This window comes from Psychrobacter sp. CCUG 69069 (assembly GCF_021023115.1).
GTDB lineage: Bacteria > Pseudomonadota > Gammaproteobacteria > Pseudomonadales > Moraxellaceae > Psychrobacter > Psychrobacter namhaensis.
Map to the genome: position 1 here is coordinate 145,262 of NZ_QQAI01000005.1, position 24,203 is coordinate 169,464.

Annotated in this window: 13 protein-coding genes; 12 read left to right on the plus strand and 1 reads right to left on the minus strand. The window is 45.2% G+C overall.

Going from position 1 to position 24,203, the window contains the following annotated elements:
- Positions 1 to 312 precede the first annotated feature (312 nt).
- Both DVY93_RS05460 and DVY93_RS05465 read left to right on the plus strand, forming a co-directional pair.
- Positions 313 to 3,756 carry an autotransporter assembly complex protein TamA gene (locus DVY93_RS05460; RefSeq protein ID WP_230709660.1) on the plus strand — a complete coding sequence of 1,148 codons (3,444 nt, stop codon included), beginning with the start codon at positions 313 to 315 and terminating at the stop codon, positions 3,754 to 3,756.
- Positions 3,757 to 3,841: 85 nt separating this feature from the next.
- Positions 3,842 to 8,836, plus strand: a complete 4,995-nt coding sequence (locus DVY93_RS05465) for a translocation/assembly module TamB domain-containing protein (RefSeq protein ID WP_230709662.1) — start codon at positions 3,842 to 3,844, stop codon at positions 8,834 to 8,836.
- Positions 8,837 to 9,107: 271 nt separating this feature from the next.
- On the opposite strand, the gene hemP is transcribed toward DVY93_RS05465, so the two are convergent.
- The gene (hemP, locus tag DVY93_RS05470) at positions 9,108 to 9,266 is read right to left on the minus strand and encodes a hemin uptake protein HemP (RefSeq protein WP_227672156.1); all 159 of its coding nucleotides are present in this window, start codon (positions 9,264 to 9,266) and stop codon (positions 9,108 to 9,110) included.
- Between the two features lie 293 nt (positions 9,267 to 9,559).
- Between hemP and DVY93_RS05475 the strand changes: the two genes are divergently transcribed.
- From DVY93_RS05475 to clpA, 10 genes are all read left to right on the plus strand, one after another.
- Positions 9,560 to 10,651, plus strand: a complete 1,092-nt coding sequence (locus DVY93_RS05475) for an NUDIX domain-containing protein (RefSeq protein WP_230709664.1) — start codon at positions 9,560 to 9,562, stop codon at positions 10,649 to 10,651.
- A gap of 412 nt (positions 10,652 to 11,063) precedes the next feature.
- Entirely contained in the window at positions 11,064 to 12,284 is a 1,221-nt protein-coding gene (locus DVY93_RS05480; RefSeq protein ID WP_230709668.1) for a lipocalin family protein, read from the plus strand.
- Positions 12,285 to 12,614: 330 nt separating this feature from the next.
- Positions 12,615 to 14,060, plus strand: coding sequence for a glyceraldehyde-3-phosphate dehydrogenase (locus tag DVY93_RS05485; protein WP_193005791.1), 1,446 nt, complete (start codon positions 12,615 to 12,617; stop codon positions 14,058 to 14,060).
- A gap of 283 nt (positions 14,061 to 14,343) precedes the next feature.
- Positions 14,344 to 15,558, plus strand: coding sequence for an Obg family GTPase CgtA (gene cgtA / locus DVY93_RS05490; protein WP_193005792.1), 1,215 nt, complete (start codon positions 14,344 to 14,346; stop codon positions 15,556 to 15,558).
- 78 nt (positions 15,559 to 15,636) lie between these two features.
- Entirely contained in the window at positions 15,637 to 16,809 is a 1,173-nt protein-coding gene (proB, locus tag DVY93_RS05495) for a glutamate 5-kinase (protein ID WP_193005793.1), read from the plus strand.
- Positions 16,810 to 17,064: 255 nt separating this feature from the next.
- A complete protein-coding gene (hemE, locus tag DVY93_RS05500) occupies positions 17,065 to 18,201 on the plus strand; it encodes a uroporphyrinogen decarboxylase (protein ID WP_193005794.1) in 1,137 nt (378 codons plus the stop codon).
- A 106-nt stretch (positions 18,202 to 18,307) separates the two neighbouring features.
- Positions 18,308 to 19,375 carry an N-acetyl-gamma-glutamyl-phosphate reductase gene (argC, locus tag DVY93_RS05505; RefSeq protein WP_193005795.1) on the plus strand — a complete coding sequence of 356 codons (1,068 nt, stop codon included), beginning with the start codon at positions 18,308 to 18,310 and terminating at the stop codon, positions 19,373 to 19,375.
- A gap of 101 nt (positions 19,376 to 19,476) precedes the next feature.
- Entirely contained in the window at positions 19,477 to 20,343 is an 867-nt protein-coding gene (locus tag DVY93_RS05510) for a hypothetical protein (RefSeq protein ID WP_193005796.1), read from the plus strand.
- A gap of 125 nt (positions 20,344 to 20,468) precedes the next feature.
- Positions 20,469 to 20,864 (plus strand): ATP-dependent Clp protease adaptor ClpS, encoded by a 396-nt coding sequence (locus tag DVY93_RS05515; protein WP_193005797.1) that lies wholly within the window; start codon positions 20,469 to 20,471, stop codon positions 20,862 to 20,864.
- 754 nt (positions 20,865 to 21,618) lie between these two features.
- Entirely contained in the window at positions 21,619 to 24,180 is a 2,562-nt protein-coding gene (gene clpA / locus DVY93_RS05520) for an ATP-dependent Clp protease ATP-binding subunit ClpA (RefSeq protein WP_193005342.1), read from the plus strand.
- Positions 24,181 to 24,203: the final 23 nt, after the last annotated feature.

Sequence of the window (24,203 nt, forward strand, 5' to 3'; positions counted from 1 at the left end):
AGGCTTAGGTAAAAATACATGCGGCCGATGCTATGATTTCATAATTAACTAAGTTATGATTTGTAAATTTTAAGTGGTTGCGTCATAAGGTCTGTGCGGTGGCGAAGGGTGCTATCACTCAAGTCTGGCAGTCTACGCGCCTCTAAATAGAGCGCGAAAATCTGTGCTATTGATGCCCTTATCCAAGCAACGTTACGCCCCATAAAGTCACAACCCATAATTTTAGTCAACTGCTATAAGTTTATTCACCGGTAAGACTTGGCGATAGCTATCGTCCATGTATTGTGCCGCGTGAGGTGATAGGACATCAACATGAAAAACCAGCCTTCAACTCTAGCGAGCAACGTATCGGTTAAGCAGCGCAATACTATTAGCGTACAGAGTGAAAGCCACACTCGTACTACCGCTCCGCGCACTCATTTTACCCGCTCAGCGCTTTTTACGGCTTTAGCCACAAGCTTAGTAGGTTTTGGCATTGCCCCCGCGGCGTTGGCTGATACTACTAACAGTGGCAATACTCCTGATCAATCTATGACAAATCAGGTAGCGCCTAATCAAATAGTAGCTAACCCACCAACCTCGCTTATGGATGATGATACCCAGCTTGATAGGGCGCTGGACGCACTCCACCTAAAAAAAGCAGTAGAGCAAGGCATTATTGAGCAGTCAGTATTGGATGACTATAGTGAACAAAGCTTAGGGATTAAAAAATCAGACACGCCATCTCAGAACCTAGCGCTATCTCAAGATAATGCCAAAGATGAATTTGATACCAGCGAAGACGTAAATAGTCCAAATAGTGCTCAGCTGAATTTTCCTAGTAGTATCAATGAGGATTTGTCACAACAAGCGGCAGCGGTTCAGCAGCAGGGCTATCAGATGATGACGCCCGAGCAGATTGATCGTGAGCTGGCTGCCATGGATCTACAGAATGCTCAAGATATCAATAACATCGGTAACGTCCCTAACGATAGCGATTTTGATACGCCTATCGCGACGCTGAATGATGCGACGCCGCCCATTGGCTTGGATGTGGAGCTAGATGCCACCAATCTGCCTGCTCCTAGCAATCTTGATACCTTAGGTAGGAATGAGACAGACGCCGAAACTGCTGAGATTATGTCGCGTCCAATTAACGTGAGCGACGCTGTCAGTAGTGGCCGTGTGGATGACGCAGGTGACAACAGTGGTGAGATGGTAGCGAATGCCAGTACTGAGGACGATACGCCGTCCGACGTTATCAATCCTGATGATTACTTACCCGATTATCAAACCGAAACTCAGGCCGTCAATCAAAGCCTCGAACAAGCGAGTAAGCCGAAACCACTGGCTCGTAATAGTAGTAATATCGTCAAACGCCTCTATAACCGCTTGTTTAATGGTGGTGCGATGGCGCTGCCGCACGTAGAAACCACGGTTTATTTACAGCAAGAAGCGTCTGCAGGAACGGTCAGTGGTCAGCCAAATATAATCAAGGCAGATAATGACGTTCAGCCCATGAAAAACATTAAAGCCGCCCTTGATGATACGACGGTTCAATCGGTCGTTGACTTTACGGCTGCTTTGCCGCGGTTACGTGAAACGGCGTTAGATGCTGCCAAAGCCGTGGGTTATTATGATGTGACGTTACGTCTACGCCAGCCTAATCGGGATACGATTGACGTCATTATTGAAGAGCTGGGCGAGCCTGTCCGTGTGGATAGCCGTATTGTTGATATTCGCGGTGAAGGCAGTGAGCAAGAAGAATTTGTCACGTTGGAAGAAACGTTACCGCCACAAGAAGGCGATATCTTTAATCACCGTGTCTACAAAAACAGTAAAGCTGCGCTTGAGTCACTGAGTAACACGTACGGTTATTTCGATGAATATTGGCTCAATAAATCCGTTGATGTTATCTTGCCAGACAACACAGCGGATGTCTCTTTGGTCTATAACACCGGCGATCGCTATGAATTTGATGAGGTTGTGTTTTTTACTTATGATGAAGAAACAAACACACTGACTCAAGACCCTGATAAGCTGCCCGTTGAGCTATCGCTACTACAGCAGCTATTTGACTTTGAGCCAGGCGATCCTTTTTATCGCCCCGCTGTTACCAAGTTTAGCAATGATTTGTCCGCGACGCGTTACTTTAACACGGTCAACGTTGAGTCGATATTACCGCCAGATGAGCGCAGTGAAGCCAGTACATTGGATTTTGATAACGCCCCTGCCATGAGCAACAACCAGTTAGATGATGATATCAATAACGCTGGCGTGACAGACACGACTGGCAGTAACGAGGACGTAAGCTTAGCAGCAATCAATGATCGTAGTAACAGCAGAAAAGACGATGCGAATGGCAGTATGAGTGACAATGCAGATGACAAGGCCAATAATGACGAGGTTGTTGCAGAAGGTGAAAGCAGTCTTGACACCAATAACACAGAGACAGTCAATGCCGCCGATATTGCCGCTATCGAGTTTGAGGCTGATGAAGAAACGCTTGATAAACTGCAAGCCATTAGACAAAAGGCAGAACGCTTAAGCAACTTGCCAAATGATCGGGTGTTGGATGAAAAAGACCAAGAGGCGGATAATCTTTTAGGCAAAATTAGCGACTCAATCAGTAACATTGCTCAAAAAATATTCCCCGACGAAGAAAGTATCATTGCTGATGAAAACTTTGTACCACCAACGCTGGCAGGACGTAAAACCCCGCAAGAAGTAGCAGAGAGTAAAAAAGTACCGCTGTATGTCTTTGTATCGTCCAGTAAGCCACGTGATGCCCAAGTTGGTCTTGGTTATGGTACAGATACGGGTGTACGAGCCACTGCGAAGATAGATTATAATCTGCTCAATCGTCAAGGTTATCAAGCAGGGGCAGAAACCGAAGTCTCAAGAATTACTAAAAATGTCACCGTCTACGCCAGTCGTCCTTGGAAGCATCCGCTTAATGATACATTAGAAGGGCGTCTGACCTATGAAGAAGAAGTGATCGATCAAGGCGAAGGTAACTTTGATTTGTCTACCAGTACCTTAAAAGCAGCCTTGGCACGTAATATACGCCGTGAAAGTGGTTGGAATCGCAGCTACTCTGTACGTTACCGTTTGGATGAGCTGGAAACGGGTGTCGATGAGACGGAGTTAGATGACTTGCCTATACGCTTTACCTCCTCCAAGCCCAAACAGCAAGCGCTGTTATTTGGTTACGGTATAAATAAAACCGATGTGGATAGTGCGACTAACCCCACTCGTGGGATACGTCAGTACTATGCCATTGAAGCCGGTGCCGATAAGGCTCTTAGCGACACCGACTTGGCAATCGTTCGCGCGGGTGTGAGTGGTATTTATAGCTTTGGTGAGGACAAAAAACATCAAGTATTGGGCAGTGTGAATGCAGGTTACATTTGGGCCGATGATTTTTATGACGTGCCTTACAAGTTGCGTTTCTTTGCAGGCGGGGATCAAAGTATCCGCGGTTATGACTATGAAAGCTTATCACCACTAGATAAAGGGTATCTCACTGGTGGGCAAATCCTCGCCGTTGGTAGTGCCGAGTACAACTACGAATTTAGACCGGGCTTTCGCGGGGCATTCTTCACCGATGTGGGCAATGCTTACGACAAAGATTTTGAAACTGAAACCAAAGTTGGCGTTGGCGTTGGTATTCGCTGGGCATCACCTGTCGGTGTCGTGCGAGTCGATGTGGCCGCTGGTGTGACAGAAGAGAGTATTCCCGTTAGACTACATTTCTTTATTGGTTCGCCTTTGTAGTTTTTTAATTCAGTCGTGTAGTTCGTTTTGTTTATTATCTATCGTGCCGATTGCTGGTCATCATTCTTTAACGTAGTTGAGTGTCATGCTGACAAAAAATACCCCGCCTAATAACGCACCAGATGAAGATCCAGCACAGCGCGACGCTCGTGCAGTCAGACGTTGGTATCCTTTGTCGTTTTTACTCAAGCTGCTAGTACTGGTCACAATCGTACTGGCGATTATGTTTGCCGTGTTCTTCTATGCGATGGGTACAGAGTCCGGTACCAAATTTATATTAGAGAAAATCAGTGCTGAGACGGGTATTGAGTTTAAATATGGCCGCGGTAACTTACGTGATGGTATTTGGGTTACCGACATTGATATTAAGGCGACCGAAGATCTTGAGATATTGGTTGATAAGGCCTATGTCAAAGTAGGCTGGCGCGCTATCTTTGCCAAAGAAGTACATTTGCGTGATGCTGACATACAAACCATTGAAATCCTCAATACCAAGCCACCAACGGGTGAGCCGTACGATTATAGAACCTTGCAATTGCCAGTCAACCTGCGTTTTGACCAGGCTAAGATTAAAAAAATTATTTATAAGCAAGTGACTAAAGAGGCGATCGTTGTCCATGATATTGCTGCTCGTGACTTGACGTGGGTCGGTAGTACGGTAACGGTGGGTCGTGGTGATTTACAGTATGCTGATATCGTCAAAATCAATGCCTTACAAGGCGAGATTGATTTACAAGGTGATTATCCGCTGGACCTGAGCGCAATTGCCGAGGTCAGTGCGCTAGAAAAAGCCTACATTGACCCGCTAAATATCACCGCAACAGGAACATTAAAACGCACAGTCGGTAAAGTGCGTAGTCGCTACAATGACAGCGATGTCAGCGGTGAGTTCGTCGTGCAAGGGTTGAGTGATGACTCGCCGTTTCAGGCCAAATTGCAATGGGATGATATTTTGATTCCTTATGCCGACAGTCAAAATATCCATCTAAAGAGCGGTACTGCGACGGCAGCAGGGGTGATCTCTGAGATACGTCTGCGTATCAACACCGAACTGACCGCCAAGGATATTCCATCCGGTCATTATCAAGGTCGCGGCGTCATTGCAAACAGTCAGTTACGCGTCGATCGTTTAGAGGCAGAGGTTCCCGCTGGAAACTTGATACTGCAGGGGATTTTAGACTGGAAAAATAGCTTTGATGCAAAGGTACGAGCGACTGGTAGCAATTTTGATATTCGCCGCGCTATTCCTGATCAGTACACGGATTTTAAAGCGTACGCCCCGCAAAAACTCAATGGCAGACTGTCTGTCCATTATCAGCAGCAAAACAGCGCTGGTAATATAGAGATGGATGCAGCCTTACGTCAACGTGATGGCGAACAGGTTAATGCCAATATTGTCCGTGGTAAAACATCAGCGAAATCTACGCAGGTGGCACCTTGGTACATTGATGCGAGATGGCAAAACCTCGTCCGCCAAAATGTGCCGAATGTTGGCGATATTGACAGTCCGCGCGGACAAGCGGAGGTTATCGTTCGTGGTTCACGGCTATCTGTCGATGCCAATGCGGTTATCAATGAGCTTAACGCGGCACCCAAAGGTAATTACGATGTACGCGTGCGTAAAAACGGTGACACCATCGATATTAATCGCCTAGATTACGAAGGAATCGTCGGGGACTTAACGGGAACTGGGCAGATTCAACTGGCGAATAAACAGCGGCCGCTGACTTGGCAAATTGACGCTCGTACCGATGGCTTACTTCCCAAACAATATCGCAGTGACTTACCGCTTGAGCGTTTAACGGGAAGGGTCAGCGCTCGTGGTCGTTTATTAAAGATTACCAAGAATGGGGTGAGCGGTCAGCGCCATATTGTTACTTTGAGTGAAACGGATTTGCAGGCGCAACTTGATGACACGCAAGATAGCCGCACGATCGGTATTACTGGTAGCGGTGATGCCAGCGTCAACATGATTGGTGGTGAGCTGTCTGTGTTTGACGCGCGTTTCGATGGTCAGATTGATACGGCGGAGGTGCCAAAAGGACAACTTTCGATCGATGCCGCTGGTACGCCAAAGCTTATCAGTATTCGTAAATTCAATTATAACGGTGAGGCTGGCGCAGTAAGTGCGAAGGGTGTCATCGATTTGCGTAAAAACATCGGTTGGCGTGTCGATGGTCGCTTTGAGACGTTTAATTTGGGTTATTTTTTACCCAATAACTCAGCGATTATCACAGGTGATCTACAGACCAGCGGTGAGTGGCAAACGCCGCCTAAAGACAGTACCAATACGGCAGGCAAGCTGCAACGTTTTTCGGTCAACTTCGATGGGGTGTTAGATGCGGAACAACTACCAGCAGGTGAGTTAATTATTGATGCCAGTGGCGACGCTCAGCTGTTTCGTATTAACCGTTTTAGTCATATAGGCGCGGCGGGCAGTATTAATGCCAAAGGCACCGTTGATGTGAGCCAAGGCATTGCTTGGGACATCAATGCCGTGATGGATCGTTTCAACGTAGGATATTTCCTAAAAGACACGCCAAGCCTTATCACTGGGACCATTAGTACGAATGGACGCTGGACTGACTCGCAGCAAGTTATTAATATTGAGCAGATTAACCTAAGTGGTATGTTAAAAGGTCAACCGCTTAGCGCGAAAGGCAGTTTGGCGGCGAAACTGCGTTTGCCAAAAGACTTAGCAAGCTACTTTAAACGTCTCCAAACGCAAGATGCGCAGGCGCAGTATAAGCAAGTGAATGCCTTAATCGACAGTTTGAACGCTGACAATCTCGTGCTGCGTTGGGGTGATAATTATATAACAGCCAATGGCAATGCCAGACAATTACAAACCAAAATCAATATCACCAGTCTGGATCAACTCTCAGACAAGCTGGCTGGTAAAGTAACGGGCGGCGCGACCTTAACGCAACCAGCCGGACAGGCATTACCAACCATTTATATCGATTTGGTCGGTGAGCGTATTGCGTTGCCAGGTTTTATTTTGCGACAGGGCCGTGTGCGCGGCAAACTGGTCAATTTGGCAAACAGTCCAAGTCAGCTCATCGTCACCGCTGAAGGCTTAGATGCGGCAGGGCAAAGTTTTGAAAGTGTGGAAGCCGTCTTTAATGGTACTGAACAGGCACATGTGGTCGATCTTAACGTTGCCAATGAGCAGCTCGATATTAGCGCACGGCTGAAAGGTGGCTTTAACCGAGACCAGCTTATTTGGTCGGGTGTGATTGGCAAGGGCCGTATTGAATCCCAGTACGCGACCTTAAAACAGTTGCAGCCTGCGCAGTTGATTGTAAATCTACCTAATAACCAAAGTGGCAATAATAGTGACTTAAAGGTACAGCTGGCGGCACATTGTTGGCAGGCAACTGACCAGTCTGGCAAACTATGCTTACGCGAAAACTTAATCGCGTCACCAGATAAAGGCGATATCAATATTGCTGTGCAAAATCTAGATACGTCATTGTTCTCAGTTTTTTTACCCAAAGACATCGATTGGCACGGTAAAATTAATGGTAAAGCTATTGTGGGCTGGCAAGCGGGACGTCCACCAACCATCAATATGACGTTATACTCGGATAATGGCAAAATTGGTTTGATCCAAGATGGGGATAGCGCGCCTGTGACCTTGCCGTATAAGCGTGTGTCACTCATTGCTATGTCAGTTCCTGAGGGTATCAAGCTGCGTACAGACATCAATACGGGTCGCGGTGCTCGTGGTTATGCTGAAGTGGTCGTTGATCCTTATAAGACCCCGAAGCCAATTTCAGGTGCGTTGGTGCTAAATGAGCTTAATCTAGCGATATTTAAGCCTTTCTTCCCAGGTATGCGAGTGCTAGAAGGTAATGTCACTATGGCAGGTGGACTGGGCGGGACATTAGACAAGCCGCAGTTCTATGGGAATGTGAAGCTCGTTGATGGCCGTATCGCGATGCTTGATCTACCAGTGAATTTAACCAACGTGAATACTGAAGCTAAAGTTCGTGGTACACAGGCGACCATTGATGGAAGCTTTGACAGTGGTACAGGTACAGGCACACTAAAAGGCACCGTGAACTGGCAACAAAAGTTACAGGCCAAGCTTAGCGTGGTTGGTGAGCGCTTGGTGATCACGCAGCCGCCATTATTAGTCGCGGAGATTAATCCTGATATCGATATCATCATACGTCCAACTGACCGTTATGTCAGTATCAAAGGCGCAGTGAGTGTGCCTTCAGCAACCATTCGTCCACCAGAAGCCAGTGAAGATATTATCACGCAAACTGAAGATGCAGTTGTGCTTGATCGTCGTCTGATTGGTAATATTGATGAGGTATTGGCGGTTTCAAAACCTTGGTCCATCAATGCAGACATTGGTGTCGACTTGGGTGACAATATAAACTTCCGTGGTTTTGGGGCAGTGATTCCGTTAGCAGGAGCGATTAATGTTACTCAAAATGGAACAGGTGTCATGCGGGCGAAAGGGGTGGTACAGGTATCACGTCGCACCAATATCAACGCCTTTGGTCAGAATCTAGAGCTTAACTACGGGCAAGTACGCTTCAACGGTGATGTCATGAAGCCTAACTTGAGTATTGAAGCGGTTAAAACGATCGATGGAAAAACCGTAGGCGTGCGTGTCAAGGGCAGTACCGAAAATCCGAATATCACGGTCTTTAATAATGCAGGCCTGACTCAACAGCAAGCCATGAATGCGCTAGTTACAGGGCGAATCAATAACAGAAGCGCCACACAAATTAGTGAGCAGGGCTTTAAGTCGCAGGTCACCAATAACTTAGCGGCAGCTGGATTGAGCTTTGGTCTGAGTGGCACGCGCAATCTAACCAATCAAATCGGTCAAGCTTTTGGCTTTCAGAGTTTGACGGTGGATGCCTCAGGGGGTAGCGAAGATACCAATGTCAATGTCACAGGTTACGTGAGTCCTGACTTATATATTCGCTATGGCGTGGGCGTTTTTAACGCGCAAAACAGCCTCTCTATTCGCTATCAGCTGACACGCCGTATCTACATTGAAGCAACGTCAGCTGCAGAAAATGCAGTAGATGTGGTCTATAGTTGGCAGTTCTAGAAGATATGGTCAGTTGACAATAAAACGGTTGTATAAATTTAAACGCGCTACTAGCACAAGTTTTACGTGCGTGCTGTGCCTACGCAGACAGAGGCTGCGTAAAATTTGTGCTAGTAGCGCTATAACACTGTTTAAGTGCATCGACTATGTACCTAGATACTGACAACACCTAGGATTGAGAGATTCATCGTGCCGCTCATAACTGGTTTGCAATAAAAAACGCCTTTTAATGAAGGCGTTTTTTTATAAGGGTGCTGACGTTATTTTCTACTTATTTAGTCAAAATTAAGCGATTGTTACGTGTTAAACGTAGACGATACTCTTCACCTTCATGTTCGATACGCACTTCTTTGGTGAGTGCAAACAGATGCTGCGACTGTAGGGTAGGTAAGCGGTTTTCACGGCAATTCAAATAACGAGAGATGACCATGCTCATGGTAAATTCCTTTTGATAAAAAGTGGCTGAGTGAAGGAGCAATAGAATGACTGCCTTTTAACGATAATAATTATCATTTACATTCAAAGATTTTGCAAGCTAATTAATAAAATAAATTGCAGTCATTGTGTAAACTTATCTAAAGCAAGCCTGATACCGCCCTTATAAGTCATATTTTTTATCACAATAATGGATAAACCATACGTTAACGTGAATTTAGTAGCTCTTTTCACCTTATAAAGGGAGAAGACAGCAACGTCATAAAAATAGCAATAAAGGATCTTCCTATGCCAAGCCCATCAAACCATTCAACCACCTGTGAGAAGGCGACTGTCGTCAACGTTGCGGTGGCAGTTATTCACTATAAAGAACAGTATTTGCTTGGATTTAGAAACGCTGCGCAACATCAGGGTAATCGTTATGAGTTCGTAGGCGGTAAAATAGAGGCGAGTGAAAACGCAAAGCAGGCAGTCATCCGAGAAGTCGCTGAAGAGACAGGGTTTGCCATTCATGAGAACACGATCGTGAAACTTGGTCGCCTACATCATGACTATGGCGATAAGCAAGTTAGCTTACAGGTTTATAAGATTGAGCTAACAGCGCTGCAGTATGAGCAGCACAAGCACTGCCAATACGGGCTAGAAAAGCAGGCACTGACGTGGGTAAGTAAAGCGGACTTATTGGCCGAGAAGTATGACTTGCCAGCTGCCAACAAGACGATGCTTGAATGGCTAAAATTGCCGGCAAATATAACGATTACTTATCCACTGTCACATTTTGATGACCATTCTGACCCAGCGGTAGCGTGGCTGCAATATCATGAAGAAAAACTAACAGTCGCCGCATGGGTGTATGTGCGAACAAAAGAAGCGGGCACAGAGAAGCTCATCGCGCAGTTGACGCGGGCGCGTCCGGATATCCATGTGATTGTCCCTCATCATGCGGATAGCCAGCTTTTAGGCACTGATACTCACGTTGTTGCTCATCATTTAACCCATACGGCATTGATGCAATGGTTTAATGATGCTCAGGAGGCTGCGATGCCTGACCAAGGAATCTCAAGCTCTCATCCATTAATCGTCAGTTGCCATGATGCCGACAGCATTACAGCAGCTAATAAACTTGCTAGAGCTCGATTGCAGCAACAATTACCTCCAGTAGTTGGGGCTTTCTTATCACCTGTGTTAGCTACCCAAACCCATCCAGATGCTGTCTCACTTGGTTGGGAGACATGGTCCGCATTGGCACAATTGTCTGATATACCGATTATCGGTTTGGGCGGATTATCACCGACACTAATTGATCAAGCAATCTCATACGGCGGGGTTAGTGTGGCAGGTATTCGTCAGTTTCTTTCATCACAAAAACCTAAAGCGTAACGGCTGGTAGACATAACCACGCTAGCCGCGTCGGTGCGATGGGGTGTTGAAACTCAGCAAAGCAAATAACTGATTTTGAACATATTTATCCGATGAGTAACTATGTGTTTGTTGGACACCATAAGCACATAATTACTTACAAACCGTTGCGTTTCCCTACATTGCAACACTGTTTTAATAGTCAATCTCCCCTTAATATATACTACCTAATTTAAAGAGAATTGACTCTAATTGTGATAAGCAATTTGCTGATCAAATACCAATCTTATTCTTTCTAATCTAATAATATTTAAGTTTTGCCGTACAAGCTCACACAGTAAATGCGTTTTGTCAGTAAATAACGTCCATAGATTGGATCAAACGAGTGTGATAAGTAAAGAATTTTAACAGTCACTATTAATATGGTACCCCTATGAAAACCAATAAGTTACCTCAATCAGTATGGTCTGATTCACAGGAAGCTGGTTCTCAGTCTCAGCAGAATAGCCAGTCGAATCGTTATTGCTTAAATGGTAGTAATGGGCGACAGACAAGCTATGCCAGCAACGATGCTAGCTATAACCATGATGTTCCGAATGATAACGACTTAAAACAGGCTGCAAAAAACACCTCCATGCAAGACAGTAATTTTGGCTATAAAAGTGCAAACACTAGCACGTTAAAAACCAAAGAGTCTGGTATGCTTGACAGCACCACTATAAAAAATAAAGGGTCAAGATCCAGCGTCAGCGTTAGTGAAAGCACGGATATTGCTAATGGCTATTACTCTGAGGGCTATAAGCAGGCCACAAAGCTGGCCGAAAAAGAACCCATGCTGTCAGGGTTTTTAGAGGATCATGCAGAGGTGTTACCAAAAAAACTAGAACGAAAAGGGGGGCTGGGGCAAAGTGTCAGTGCCTCATCAACCGCAACTCACACCTCGTATCAAGACATACCGGAGCGTATATTTATGAATGGACTGATCAAGCACACAGGTATTGCCTTAGCTATTATCATACCGCTAGCAGCATTTTCAGCTTACGCTGCAACGCCGCCGGTTAACACTAGTGATAGTGTGGCGGCTGACGCAACGACTGAGAAAACCACGACAGAAATGCTGTCTATTAAGCCGAGTGCCATCATTCATAAGTCGGCCAGTACACCGACCACTGTGGATCATGTCGATCTCAATAAATATACTGGGACGTGGTATGAAATAGGACGCTTGCCCATGTATTTTCAGCGTAATTGTGCTGGTGATGTGACCGCCAACTACACTGAAAAAACAGATGGTTCAGGTATTATAGTCACTAATAAGTGTGTGGATAAAGACGGTTCTAGCATCGTTGCTGAAGGTTTAGCTAAGCCAGTTGATGAATCAGGAAGCAAACTAAAAGTTACATTTTTACCTTCTTGGTTACGCTGGTTGCCAGTCGGCCGTGCCGATTATTGGGTGCTAGCACGTGATGCTGACTACAAAACGGCTTTGGTAGGGACACCTGATAAAGAGTATCTCTGGTTATTAGCGCGCTCACCAAATGTGACTCAGGAAACCTATGCTAAGTATCGGCAGATTGCCCAACAACAAGGCTATGACTTAAAAGAGTTTAAGTTGACACCGCAAACCAATCAAACGGTAAATCTGGTGCCATAATTGCCTATACCTGCTTAACTGATACGTTAAAGGATGGACAGCTCTTGATGTCATACCCAAGACTTAAGACAATAAAAATAAAGGTAGCTCAATTGGCTGCCTTTATTTTTATAATAACCAATATAGGCTAATAAAATACCTTATCGACCCTAGCAGATCGGTTATCACTGGCAAAATAAGGCGTTTTAGGCTAAAATCTAGGCAATCTATCTACTCTACACTTTATCACTGACACTAATAGTGTGTGGTTTCCATACTAGAGTAACTGCGCATCACCTATCTACTCTATATTTTTTAAACTTTACTGATCATACATTACCGACCATAAGGATGTTTCTCGTGAGCAACGCTGATACCTTACGCCAACTACATCAAGACCACTTAGGCCACTATAATAATCAAGAGCAACAAGCGATTGAGCTTATGGGGCTATTGAATAAGCTCTACAATGAGCAAGACGTACAAGTGACCTTGTTTGGTGACACGCTAAATACTACCTCAGTTGGTCAAATATTAGCATTACATCAAAAAGTAGCGCTACGTAATCAAGAAGCCCAATCTATCGATATCGCTGCTACCTTAGCGATGGTTAAAACGCTGGCAGAAAATGACAGTCTCCAGTCTGCACAGGTTGATGTTGGACAGTTGATCGCCAATGACACCAGCTTACAAGCGGCCCTTCAAGCGGTTAACATCAGTGAAAGTACGGTGAATTCTGCAACGGATGTTGTGCTATATGGTTTTGGCCGTATTGGTCGTATCTTAACGCGCCTACTATTGTCACAAGCGTCAAGTTCAAAAGGGCTACAGCTAAAAGCCATTGTGGTCCGTCCTGCTGCCGCTGGTGATTTGGCAAAACGTGCCTCATTATTAGAGCGTGACTCAATTCATGGTAGCTTCGCGGGTGCCGTGGTAGTGGATGATGAAAACAACGGCTTGATCATCAATGGTCGCTTTGTCCAGGTTATCTATGCCAATGACCCAAGTAGCATTGACTATACCGTTTACGGCATCGACAATGCCTTGGTTATTGATAATACAGGCATCTGGAAAGACGAAGCGGGTCTTGGTAAGCACGTGCAGTCTACAGGTGTGAAAAAAGTGCTATTAACGGCACCAGCTGGTGGCGATATCAAAAACGTCGTGTACGGTGTGAATAATGACACGGTTGGTGATGACACGATTGTGAGTGCAGCGAGCTGTACCACCAACGCTATCACCCCAACTTTAAAAGTATTGAATGATGAGTACGGTATCGAAAACGGTCACGTTGAAACGATTCATTCATTTACTAATGACCAAAACCTAATTGATAACTACCATAAAGCAGATCGTCGGGGTCGTAGTGCGGTCCTTAATATGGTGATCACCAGTACGGGCGCGGCAAAAGCAGTGGGCAAAGCGTTACCAGCCTTGAGTGGTAAACTCACTGGTAATGCCATTCGTGTACCTACTCCCAACGTCAGCTTAGCGATTTTGAACTTGAATCTTAAATCTGCTCCAGAAAGTGCAGAGGCGTTAAATAAGTTCATGCGTAAAGTGGCCAACAGCAGCACTTGGCAGACACAGATTGCTTATACGGATTCGACAGAAGCGGTATCGACTGATTTTGTCGGTGACACGCACGTCGGTATCGTTGATGCACAAGCAACGATCTTGACGGATAATCATGCCATTGTTTATATTTGGTATGACAACGAAGTAGGTTACAGCACTCAAGTATTACGTTTGGCGACACAAATGGCTGGAATTAGTTATACTCAGATTCCAGCATAAAATGCCAAATTTGGCAAAGTGGCAACCTCATAAAATACGGTAGTAAGCGTTAGGTTTGCGCAGATTTTACTTGAGGTTTCTGTCAGAAATTAAGCATAATTTGAAGTGTCATACCAAACACCCGATAGTCCGATTGGTTATCGGGTGTTATTGTCATAATGAATGCTAAGAGCAATGCCATTGCTTGCTGCGTTCACTAGGGCAGCACGATATAGTAACAACCTAAAAGACAGCCGTTGGCTGTACCAGTATATACACTGGATTGTAAATTAAGGAACGTAAGATGCGATTTATTGATGAAGCCGTCGTAACGGTAAAAGCAGGTGACGGTGGTAACGGAATCGCCAGTTTTCGCCGAGAAAAATATGTACCGCGTGGTGGTCCTGATGGCGGTGATGGTGGTAGTGGCGGCGACGTCTATGTCATCGCTGATGACAACACCAACACCTTAGTTGACTATCGTTATACCCGTCGCTATGACGCGATGCGCGGTGAAAACGGACACAGTAAGAACTGCTCAGGTAAAGGCTCTGACGATATTTATTTGCCAGTACCGATTGGCACCACTGTGGTCGACACTGAAACAGATGAGGTGCTGGGAGACTTAGTTGAAATTGGTCAGAAATTACTGATTGCCAAAGGCGGCGACGGTGGTCTGGGTAATACGCATTTCAAAAGCTCTACGAACCAAGCCCCACGCAAAGCCACATCAGGTTTTGAAGGGGAATTAAAAATCCTCAAATTTGAGCTAAAAGTAGTGGCTGACGTGGGTTTGGTCGGTCTACCTAATGCGGGTAAATCTACTTTTATCCGTCAAGTCTCTGCTGCCAGACCGAAAGTTGCTGACTATCCGTTTACCACGCTAGTGCCAAACTTGGGCGTGGTGGATATTGGACGTCATCGCTCCTTTGTCATGGCTGATATTCCTGGTCTTATTGAAGGCGCATCAGAAGGGGCTGGACTGGGCATTCGCTTTTTAAAGCACGTGGCTCGTACGCGCCGCCTGCTGCACTTAGTCGATGTAAAACCAATTGACGGTAGTGATCCGGTAGAAAATGCTCGCGTTATCTTAAATGAGCTTGAGCGCTTCTCTCCTGAATTGGCCAACTTACCGCAAATTTTGGTATTGAACAAAATTGATCAGGTCGATGACGAAGATTTGAATGAGCTTTGCACGCACATTGTGGCAGAGCTTGGTTGGACAGGTATGGTTTTCCGCACTGCAACTCTGACTGGTGAAGGCGTAGATGCGGTCAAATACCACTTAATGAATGAAATTGAGCGTGAGCGTGAGCGTGAAATAGAAGACCCGATCTTCGCTGAAGCGCAAAAAGAACGCTTTGAGCGTTTAGAAGCGGAAGTACGTGTAAATACAGAAGCTCAGCGCGAAGCGTATCGCGCGGCTCGCAAAGCCCAGCGTGAAGGCTTGGATTTAGCCAATGATAGCGATCTTGATGATGACGATGAAGATGGTGTTGAGGTGGTTTATGTTCCTTAAGCGACCACGCTTGAGCTGATATACTAGAATTTTTTAATTATTCCCCGTAATCAATTCACATGAGAAACAGGAGTTTATATGGCAGGTGACATGGAAAAAACGACCGAAGAAGCAAGGTTTATTAAACAAACTCGCAACTTTGATATTCAGCGCGTTATTGTCAAGATTGGTTCATCGCTGTTAACCAATAACGGCCGAGGGCTAGATCGAACTGCCATATACGAGTGGGCAAAGCAGATCGCTAAGCTACATAAGCAAGGGGTCGAAGTGCTGCTGGTATCATCAGGTGCAGTGGCTGAAGGTGTGGTACGCATGAACCTTGATGAACGTCCTAAAAAACTGGCTGCACTACAGGCTTGTGCTTCTATTGGTCAAATGGGTTTGATTGAAACATGGTGGTCAGCACTGATCCAACATGGTATCCAAAGCTCGCAGCTACTACTAACGCATGATGACTTGTCTAATCGTAGCCGTTATCTCAATACGACAGGCGCGCTCACACAATTACTAGAATGGCGCGTGCTACCCGTCATTAATGAAAATGATACCATTACCATTGATGAAATTAAATTTGGTGATAATGACACGTTAGGAGCGATGGCAGCAGCGATGGTTAATGCTGATTTGTACATTATCTTAACGGATCAAGAGGGCGTGTTCACTGATAACCCGCGTGACAATCCTGATGCCAAGATGATTCGTCAAGAGCGTGCAATGGCGGATTATTTGTTTGATATAGCAGGAGATGGCGGAAAGCTTGGACGCGGCGGTATGTTGACCAAAATCCGTGCAGGTCGTCTTGCTGCAATGGGTGGCTGTCCAACCGTAATCGTGAGCGGGGCTATTGACGATGTCATCACGCGCGTGGTGTCAGGTGAAGCGGTCGGTACGCTTTTGACGACCAACGATGAAGACAAAATTATTGCTCGTAAGCAGTGGCTGGCGGCGCATCTACGCATGTCAGGCAGCTTGGTGGTCGACGCTGGTGCAGCAAAGGCGTTGACTGAGCACAATAGAAGTCTGTTACCAGTCGGTGTGGTAGAGGTGCGTGGCGGCTTTGATGAAGGGGATGTTGTAGAGATTATTCATCAGGATACAGGCGAGCGTATCGCAGTTGGACAAGTGAATTTCTCGTCGCATGATGCGCGCCGAGTGGCTCGTGAGCGGACAGAACATTTTGATAAGATCTTTGGTAGTAACGAAGAGCGCGTCGTCATGGTGCACCGTGATAACTTGGCTTTGACAGTATAGTACGTGAATGGTTAAGCAGATTTTCCTGATTGAAATAGCTTATCTATCGTATAGGTAAGCTATTTTTATCCAGCATCACAGCAAATCATACTTATAAAGTCTAAAGCGTCGTATCAGTTAACGCTGTTAAGAACATTCAGATCAGACGTCACTATCTACACGTATAAGCGTTTTTTATTCCTTTATTCAACTTATTTTAACCAGCATAGTATCTATTAAGACGTATAAATACTGTGTTGTTTTGGAGATTTGTACATGAGTGCTTCAGATAATAGTGACTCAATTGGGCAAGAATTTGCGCCGTTAAAAAACGATAGATTGCTACGGGCACTACGCTTTGAGACGATCGATACCACGCCAGTCTGGATGATGCGTCAAGCAGGTCGTTATTTACCAGAATATAAGGCGACTCGCGCTGAGGCGGGTGACTTTATGAGCCTATGTAGAGACACAGACCGCGCCACTGAAGTGACGTTGCAGCCTCTGCGTCGTTACGATTTGGACGCCGCTATTTTATTCAGTGATATCTTGACCATCCCTGATGCCATGGGATTGGGTTTATATTTTGAGACGGGTGAAGGTCCTAAGTTTAAACATCCGATTCGTCAACAGGCTGATCTTGATAGACTGCCCGTGCTAGATGCTAATGACTCTCTTGATTATGTCATGCGTGCGGTGACGAGCATTCGTAAAGCGCTAAATGGTCAAGTACCATTATTTGGTTTTTCTGGTAGTCCATGGACACTAGCGACCTATATGATTGAGGGTGGTAGCTCAAAAGATTATCGTTATACCAAAGGTTTTTTATATAGCAATCCTGATTTTTTACATCAACTGTTAGATAAGTTGGCAACAGCTGTGATTGACTATTTAGATGCGCAAGTGGTCGCTGGTGCTCAAGTCTTACAAATATTTGATAGTTGGGGCGGGGCACTTGGTCATCGTCAATTTATTGATTTTTCTCACGCTTATAACAAGCGCATTGTCGCTGAGTTAAAGGTACGCCATCCACAAATACCTGTGGTACTATTCACTAAGGGCGGCGGGTTATGGCTCGATGTTCAAGCGGACAGCGAAGCGGATGCTCTTGGCCTAGACTGGACGATGCCGATCGATCGTGCGCGGCAAGTATTGACTGAAAGTCAGCGCCAGTTGACCAAACAGCATAAAAAACTACAGAGTAGTAAAGCGATTCAAGGTAACTTGGATCCAGCAACCTTGTACGGATCACCTGCGTCTATCCGTAGTGAAGTGAATGCGATGCTTGATAGTGCGTATGCTAACGGTGAAAAAACAGGCTACATCGCAAACTTAGGTCATGGAATTACTCAGTGGGTCAACCCTGACCATGCTAAAGTGTTTATTGATGCGGTACATGACTATCAAATCTAAACACTCTAAAATGTAGAAGCGATCACTTTTTGGCTTATTAAGCTAAAAATTGACTTTTATAGCGATTTAGAATGTTTTTACTGAGTACAAGAAAAAAGGCTATCTTATGATTTCAGCAGCGATTGTTGGTGGTACAGGCTATACAGGTGTTGAGTTGATTCGTCTGTTGTCGGCGCATCCTAAAGTCTCGATTGATTTACTAACGTCGCGTAGCGAAGCGGGTACACGCGCTGATGAGATATTTCCAAGCTTACGTGGTATCTCAGATATCGTCTTTAGTGACTTAGGTGATAACACACTTGCTACGTTACAAAAGTGCGATGTGGTATTTTTTGCGACACCGCATGGCGTTGCCATGCAGCAAGCTGAAGCACTCACTCAAGCAGGCGTAAAAGTGATCGATTTGGCGGCTGACTTTCGTTTACAGTCACTGACCGATTTTGAGCAGTGGTATCAACAGTCGCATGCTTGTCCTGAGCTGCTAAAAACAGCCGTTTATGGATTACCTGAAGTCAATCGCGATAAGCTTGCCAGTGCTTTAGTCGTCGGCAATCCTGGCTGTTATCCGACCACGGCTATTTTGGGCTTAAAACCCATAATAGAAGCACAAAATAAGCAGGCACAAAGACTGGTTGAGCCTCGTATTGTCATTGATGCCAAATCTGGTGTTTCAGGCGCTGGACGTCAAGCAAAGCTTGCGCTTAACTATGCTGAAACCACCGATAATTTTAAAGCGTATAGCGTTGAAGGACATCGTCACCTGCCCGAGATTGAGCAAGGCGTCGCCCAGCTGTTAGACAGTCAGTTTACCCATCGCATTCGTTTTTTACCGCATCTTGTGCCCATGATTCGTGGCATGCTCAGCTCTATTCACATGGAGCTTACGGAGGCTGGTGCGGCTATTGATTGGCAACACGCATTCGAGAGTGTTTATGCCTCAGAGCCGTTCATTGATGTTATGCCAAAGGGTATTTATCCCGACACCCGTAGCGTCCGTGCCAGCAATCGCTTACGTATTGCCGTGCATCAAGACAATGAGCGTGCTGAGCTAACCGTTATCGTCGTGCAGGACAATTTGGTAAAAGGGGCGGCGGGCCAAGCGGTACAGAATATGAATGTTATGTTTGGATTTGATGAAACAATGGGGCTAAACTTTGCTCCTATTGTCCCTTAGTACTGGTTCTTATCGCCACTCTATTCACATTTACGGTGCTAGGTATTGATTATAAATTCCGCTATAATAACTTGCCTTTACTGTTAAGAGATACTGTCTAAATGCGTGTTAAGCTCATACTACGCTTTTGCTCACAGCCAGCACGTTCATCGTGCCAAGATTCTGCTTTACCTCATTTGGAGCGTAGACCACATTTTGTGACCAGTAAGGATTGCCTAGCAAATACGACGGGTAGGGCGCAAAAAGGGGCATCGACACTGGTACTGGCGTTATTTGTCGTGGTCGTCCTAGTGACTGCGGGCGTGAGTCTCATATTTGGTCATAAACTGGGGTATCAGCGCGGCTTTCATTCGATGCAAACTGAAACCAAGCAAGCGTTAATCAATAGCACCGAGGCCACTAAAGCGCTAAAAGAATTAAGGCACAGTAATAAAATAGCGACCAATCAAGCCGTTACAGCCAAGCAAGAGCTGGCAATAAGCTTGGCCAATCTAAAAGAGTTACGTGAAAACCAGCAGGAATTAACGATTGAAAACAAGCAAGTCGCGCAGCTGAATGAACTCTACGCTGATTTCATTAGCCAAAAAGGCGGTATGCCCTTACAAATACTTGGCGCTAAGATTGAACCACTACCTGAGAACGCCTTTGAATATGGTTTTGATATCGGTATGCTGGCAAGTGATGGAGAAGCCAAGCGTTTAAAGCCCACCTTGACATTGCTCAATGACAATGACTTTGTAGAAGTGCCATTAGATCCCGTAACTTACTCCATTGAAGGTATCACTCGTATTCGGGGCCGCTTTATGATGCCCTCAGGTTTTAAACCTCTACAAGTGAAACTGAGCGTACAAGCAGGTGGGCAGAAAGCGGAACAGCTATATGACTGGAAGCTTGGCGATCGAGTTGATAACCTGCCGTTGTCACTTTTGGACTTGCCGGAAGTCGATGAAAGTCCCATTGAGCCTTAATCAATCATAAAGCAATAATGACATAGTCCTTAAATGATGTTTTGTTCTCTGCGTGGTTTCCTGCCTGTCTACTCTTTCTTACTTCAAAAACACCTGATAACTGTATTTTTATTATGATGAAAAAAATGATATTACAAGCTACGCCAACGGTTTCTGATTGGCACTTCCCAAATATGCCTGCTCATCATGCACAAGAGGGCGATACCGACGGGGAAACCTCGCCGCAAGCAGATGTATTGGTGGCAGAGCCAGAAGTGGCTAAGCCGCCGATGTATGCCGTGGTTATGTATAATGATAACTATACGCCCATGGAGTTCGTCGTCTATATTTTACAGTCGGAGTTCCGTCATAGTATGGATTCTGCGGTGGAAATTATGCTGACGATTCACAACAGTAGCAAAGGCATTGCGGGTATTTATCCTAAAGATATTGCTGAAACTAAGGCCAAAAAAGTGAACAGCCTTGCCCATCGTGAAGGCTATCCGCTACTGACCCAAATAGAGCCGCACCAAGGCGAATAAAAACATTGTACAGATGTTAATGTGCAACTCTCACTTTGCTTTTGCTTTTGCTTTTGCTTTTGCTTTTGCTTTCTCTGCCTTGTGATATCAAACCATCAGTACAGCTTATAAATAGTTTACCTTGATAGCCAGCTTAATAAGCACTCTGCACCAAGTCCTCATTGATCACATCTTTCTTATAAAACATACTGAATGAATGGCTGTATTATTATCACAACCTTGATTTTCTTCTAATATAGCCTTATATAGTAAGTCACCCCGTTAAGTAGGGGCAGAGCCAGAGGTCTTGTATCACTCCTCTTCTAGTATCGTTTTTTAATAGCATCGATATTCAAGCAGCGTTGTCTTAGAAATTTTTGTTCCGCTCCGTGCTTAAATAAAAAACAGCCAAATTTTTATACCTCCCTTCGTTATCTTATAACCAAACTCTCTTGTATCTACCCAGTTTCCTGAGCGTTGCTGCTCTATTATTTTTGTGTCTATCAAGATGTAATATGCTTCGATACATTTTAGTCTGTGTTAATAGATTGACTCTGCTGAAGTATCGTGTTGAGATAAAGAAAAGAGAATGTGAGTGGTTAACTCTCTTGATCGATGATAAGTAGGTAAGCAATGCATGACCAATGTCATTTCATGATACCTTTTAATAATACGGATGTTGCCCTTGAACAATCCATCTGTCGCCCTGATTTACTTACTAACTCATTCATAAAGCTATCAATTATAAAGATAGGTATAACCGTAGGAAGTCGTTATGTTAAGTCGTCATCTTGAAGTTTCTCTACGTTTAGCAATGACGCTTGCGCGCCAAAAATCGCATGAGTATCTCACTGTTGAACATCTATTACTGGCATTGTTAGAAAATACTCACGCTGCCAATACCTTAACTGCGTGTAATGCCAATGTTTCAACGCTGCGCACTGAGCTTGAGGCTTATATTAGTAAGCACACGCCAACCGTCGACGCAGATTCGGAACAATCGCCGCAGCCAACCCAAAGCTTTGATCGTATTTTGCAACGTGCTATTTTCCACGTGCAGTCTATTGGCGGTGGCCGCCTTGTCGAAGGCTCAGATATTTTAGTGTCTATGTTTTCTGAGCATGATACGTACGCGGTTTATTTACTGAAAAAGCAGGGTATTAGCCGTCTGGAGCTAACCCAGTACTTGTCACATGGACAAGATAAAGACGAGCCAGCTGAGCCGCGTGCTTCTATGACTGGTGAGCGCCGTAGTGCGTCAGAGAAGACCAGTAAAGACCCATTGGTAGAATTTGCCACTAACTTAAACCAGCGCGCTGCTGAGGGCAAAACAGACCCACTGATTGGCCGTGCCTCTGAGATTGAGCGTGCCGCGCAAGTACTGTGCCGCCGACGTAAAAACAATCCCTTGTTGGTCGGTGAGCCGGGTGTTGGTAAGACGTCTATTGCTGAAGGTTTGGCATGGTTGATTATCAATGATAGAGCGCCGAAGCCGCTGAATGGTTGTGTCATCTATAGTCTTGATATTGGCTCATTGATTGCGGGCACTAAATATCGTGGTGATTTTGAAAAACGTATGAAGTCACTGCTCGATGCCCTAAAGAAAAAACCTAATGCTATCTTGTTTATTGATGAGATACATATGATTATTGGCGCAGGCTCGTCCATGAGCAGTAATATGGATGTGTCCAACCTAATCAAGCCAGCGCTTGCCAATGGAGAGTTACGCTGTATTGGTTCAACGACCTTTACCGAATATCGTCAGGTATTTGAAAAAGATCATGCATTGTCACGTCGTTTCCAAAAAATCGATGTGAAAGAACCTAGTGTCGATGACAGTATTGATATTTTGCGGGGTCTTAAACCACGTTACGAAGAGTTTCATAACGTTGAGTACACAGATGAGGCCTTGGTCACTGCCGTACAGTTGTCCGCTAAACACATTCATGAGCGCTTTTTGCCAGATAAGGCCATTGACGTGATTGATGAAGCGGGTGCGTATAAACGTTTGGGTGTGATTCCTGATGCCGATGATATTGATGCAGAAGAAAGCTTCATTGCGGATCTAGAACAAGACTTTGACGCCCAGATTGATGAGGATGTTGATAGCGCCGTGGCTCATGACGCGACTGATAGTGAAATGCAAGATGAAGCAGATGCGGCAAAAGCCAATGACCGTGCCCAATCGTCTGATGATTCTAAAGCATCTAACGCCAAGAAAAAACCACCGATGAAAATTGATGTGGCAGATATTGAAGCGATCATTGCTAAGCTTGCGCGTATTCCGCCCAAGTCAGTATCGAGTGATGATAAGAGTATTCTTGAGCACTTAGATCGCGACCTTAAGCACTTAGTATTTGGGCAAGATGAAGCGATTGAGACGTTAGCAGATGCGATCAAATTGTCGCGTGCTGGTCTTAAAGCGCCTGACAAGCCCATTGGTTCATTTATGTTTGCCGGTCCGACTGGGGTTGGTAAAACAGAAGTGTCACGTCAGCTAGCCAATTTGCTCGGTGTCGAGTTGGTACGCTTCGATATGTCAGAGTATATGGAAGCCCATACCGCCTCACGCCTAATTGGTGCACCGCCAGGCTATGTCGGTTATGATCAAGGTGGTTTGCTTACTGAAAAAATCAATCAACATCCGCATTGCGTTTTGTTACTTGATGAGATCGAAAAAGCGCACCCTGATGTCTTTAACCTGCTATTACAAGTCATGGATCATGGTACATTGACTGACAATAATGGTCGTGTTGCTATCTTTAAGCAAGTCATTGTTATTATGACAACAAATGTCGGCGCGGATAGCATCAGTCGCTCGTCCATGGGCTTTACGCAGCAAGATCATAGTCGTGATAACACTGAAGCACTCAAACGTGTCTTTACGCCTGAGTTCCGTAATCGTTTGGATGCCATCATTCAGTTCAATCCACTAGACACCTCAGTCGTGGTATCAGTGGTTGATAAGTTCTTGGTTGAGCTACAAGTTCAGCTCGATGACAAACAAGTGACGCTAGAGATTGATGATGAAGTACGCGACTACTTAGCTGATAAAGGCTATGATCGTCTAATGGGTGCACGTCCAATGCAGCGTCTGATTCAAGATGAGATCAAAAAGCCGTTGGCAAGTATGATTTTGTTTGGTGACTTGGTCAACGGCGGGGTAGTACAGCTTACTTTGGCGCCTGAGTCTACCGATGCACAAGATGACGATACGGTAAGTCTTGATAAAAGTAGAGGCAAGCGCTCAGAAAAAGGAGCAGCCGACAGCCGTATTGTGTTGACGGTTGTTGAGACTCATGAGCCCCATCCAGATTCTGAGTCATTAGCCAGCTAAAGCGTCTTGTACCAATATTATAA

Excerpts from the sequence above, each read along its gene's own strand:
- DVY93_RS05510 (WP_193005796.1), top strand. The coding sequence starts at position 19,477 with ATGCGTGTTAAGCTCATACTACGCTTTTGCTCACAGCCAGCACGTTCA.
- DVY93_RS05485 (WP_193005791.1), top strand. The coding sequence starts at position 12,615 with ATGTTTCTCGTGAGCAACGCTGATACCTTACGCCAACTACATCAAGAC.
- argC (WP_193005795.1), top strand. The coding sequence starts at position 18,308 with ATGATTTCAGCAGCGATTGTTGGTGGTACAGGCTATACAGGTGTTGAG.
- DVY93_RS05480 (WP_230709668.1), top strand. The coding sequence starts at position 11,064 with ATGAAAACCAATAAGTTACCTCAATCAGTATGGTCTGATTCACAGGAA.
- DVY93_RS05465 (WP_230709662.1), top strand. The coding sequence starts at position 3,842 with ATGCTGACAAAAAATACCCCGCCTAATAACGCACCAGATGAAGATCCA.
- DVY93_RS05460 (WP_230709660.1), top strand. The coding sequence starts at position 313 with ATGAAAAACCAGCCTTCAACTCTAGCGAGCAACGTATCGGTTAAGCAG.
- proB (WP_193005793.1), top strand. The coding sequence starts at position 15,637 with ATGGCAGGTGACATGGAAAAAACGACCGAAGAAGCAAGGTTTATTAAA.
- hemP (WP_227672156.1), bottom strand. The coding sequence starts at position 9,266 with ATGGTCATCTCTCGTTATTTGAATTGCCGTGAAAACCGCTTACCTACC.
- DVY93_RS05515 (WP_193005797.1), top strand. The coding sequence starts at position 20,469 with ATGATATTACAAGCTACGCCAACGGTTTCTGATTGGCACTTCCCAAAT.
- clpA (WP_193005342.1), top strand. The coding sequence starts at position 21,619 with ATGTTAAGTCGTCATCTTGAAGTTTCTCTACGTTTAGCAATGACGCTT.
- cgtA (WP_193005792.1), top strand. The coding sequence starts at position 14,344 with ATGCGATTTATTGATGAAGCCGTCGTAACGGTAAAAGCAGGTGACGGT.
- DVY93_RS05475 (WP_230709664.1), top strand. The coding sequence starts at position 9,560 with ATGCCAAGCCCATCAAACCATTCAACCACCTGTGAGAAGGCGACTGTC.
- hemE (WP_193005794.1), top strand. The coding sequence starts at position 17,065 with ATGAGTGCTTCAGATAATAGTGACTCAATTGGGCAAGAATTTGCGCCG.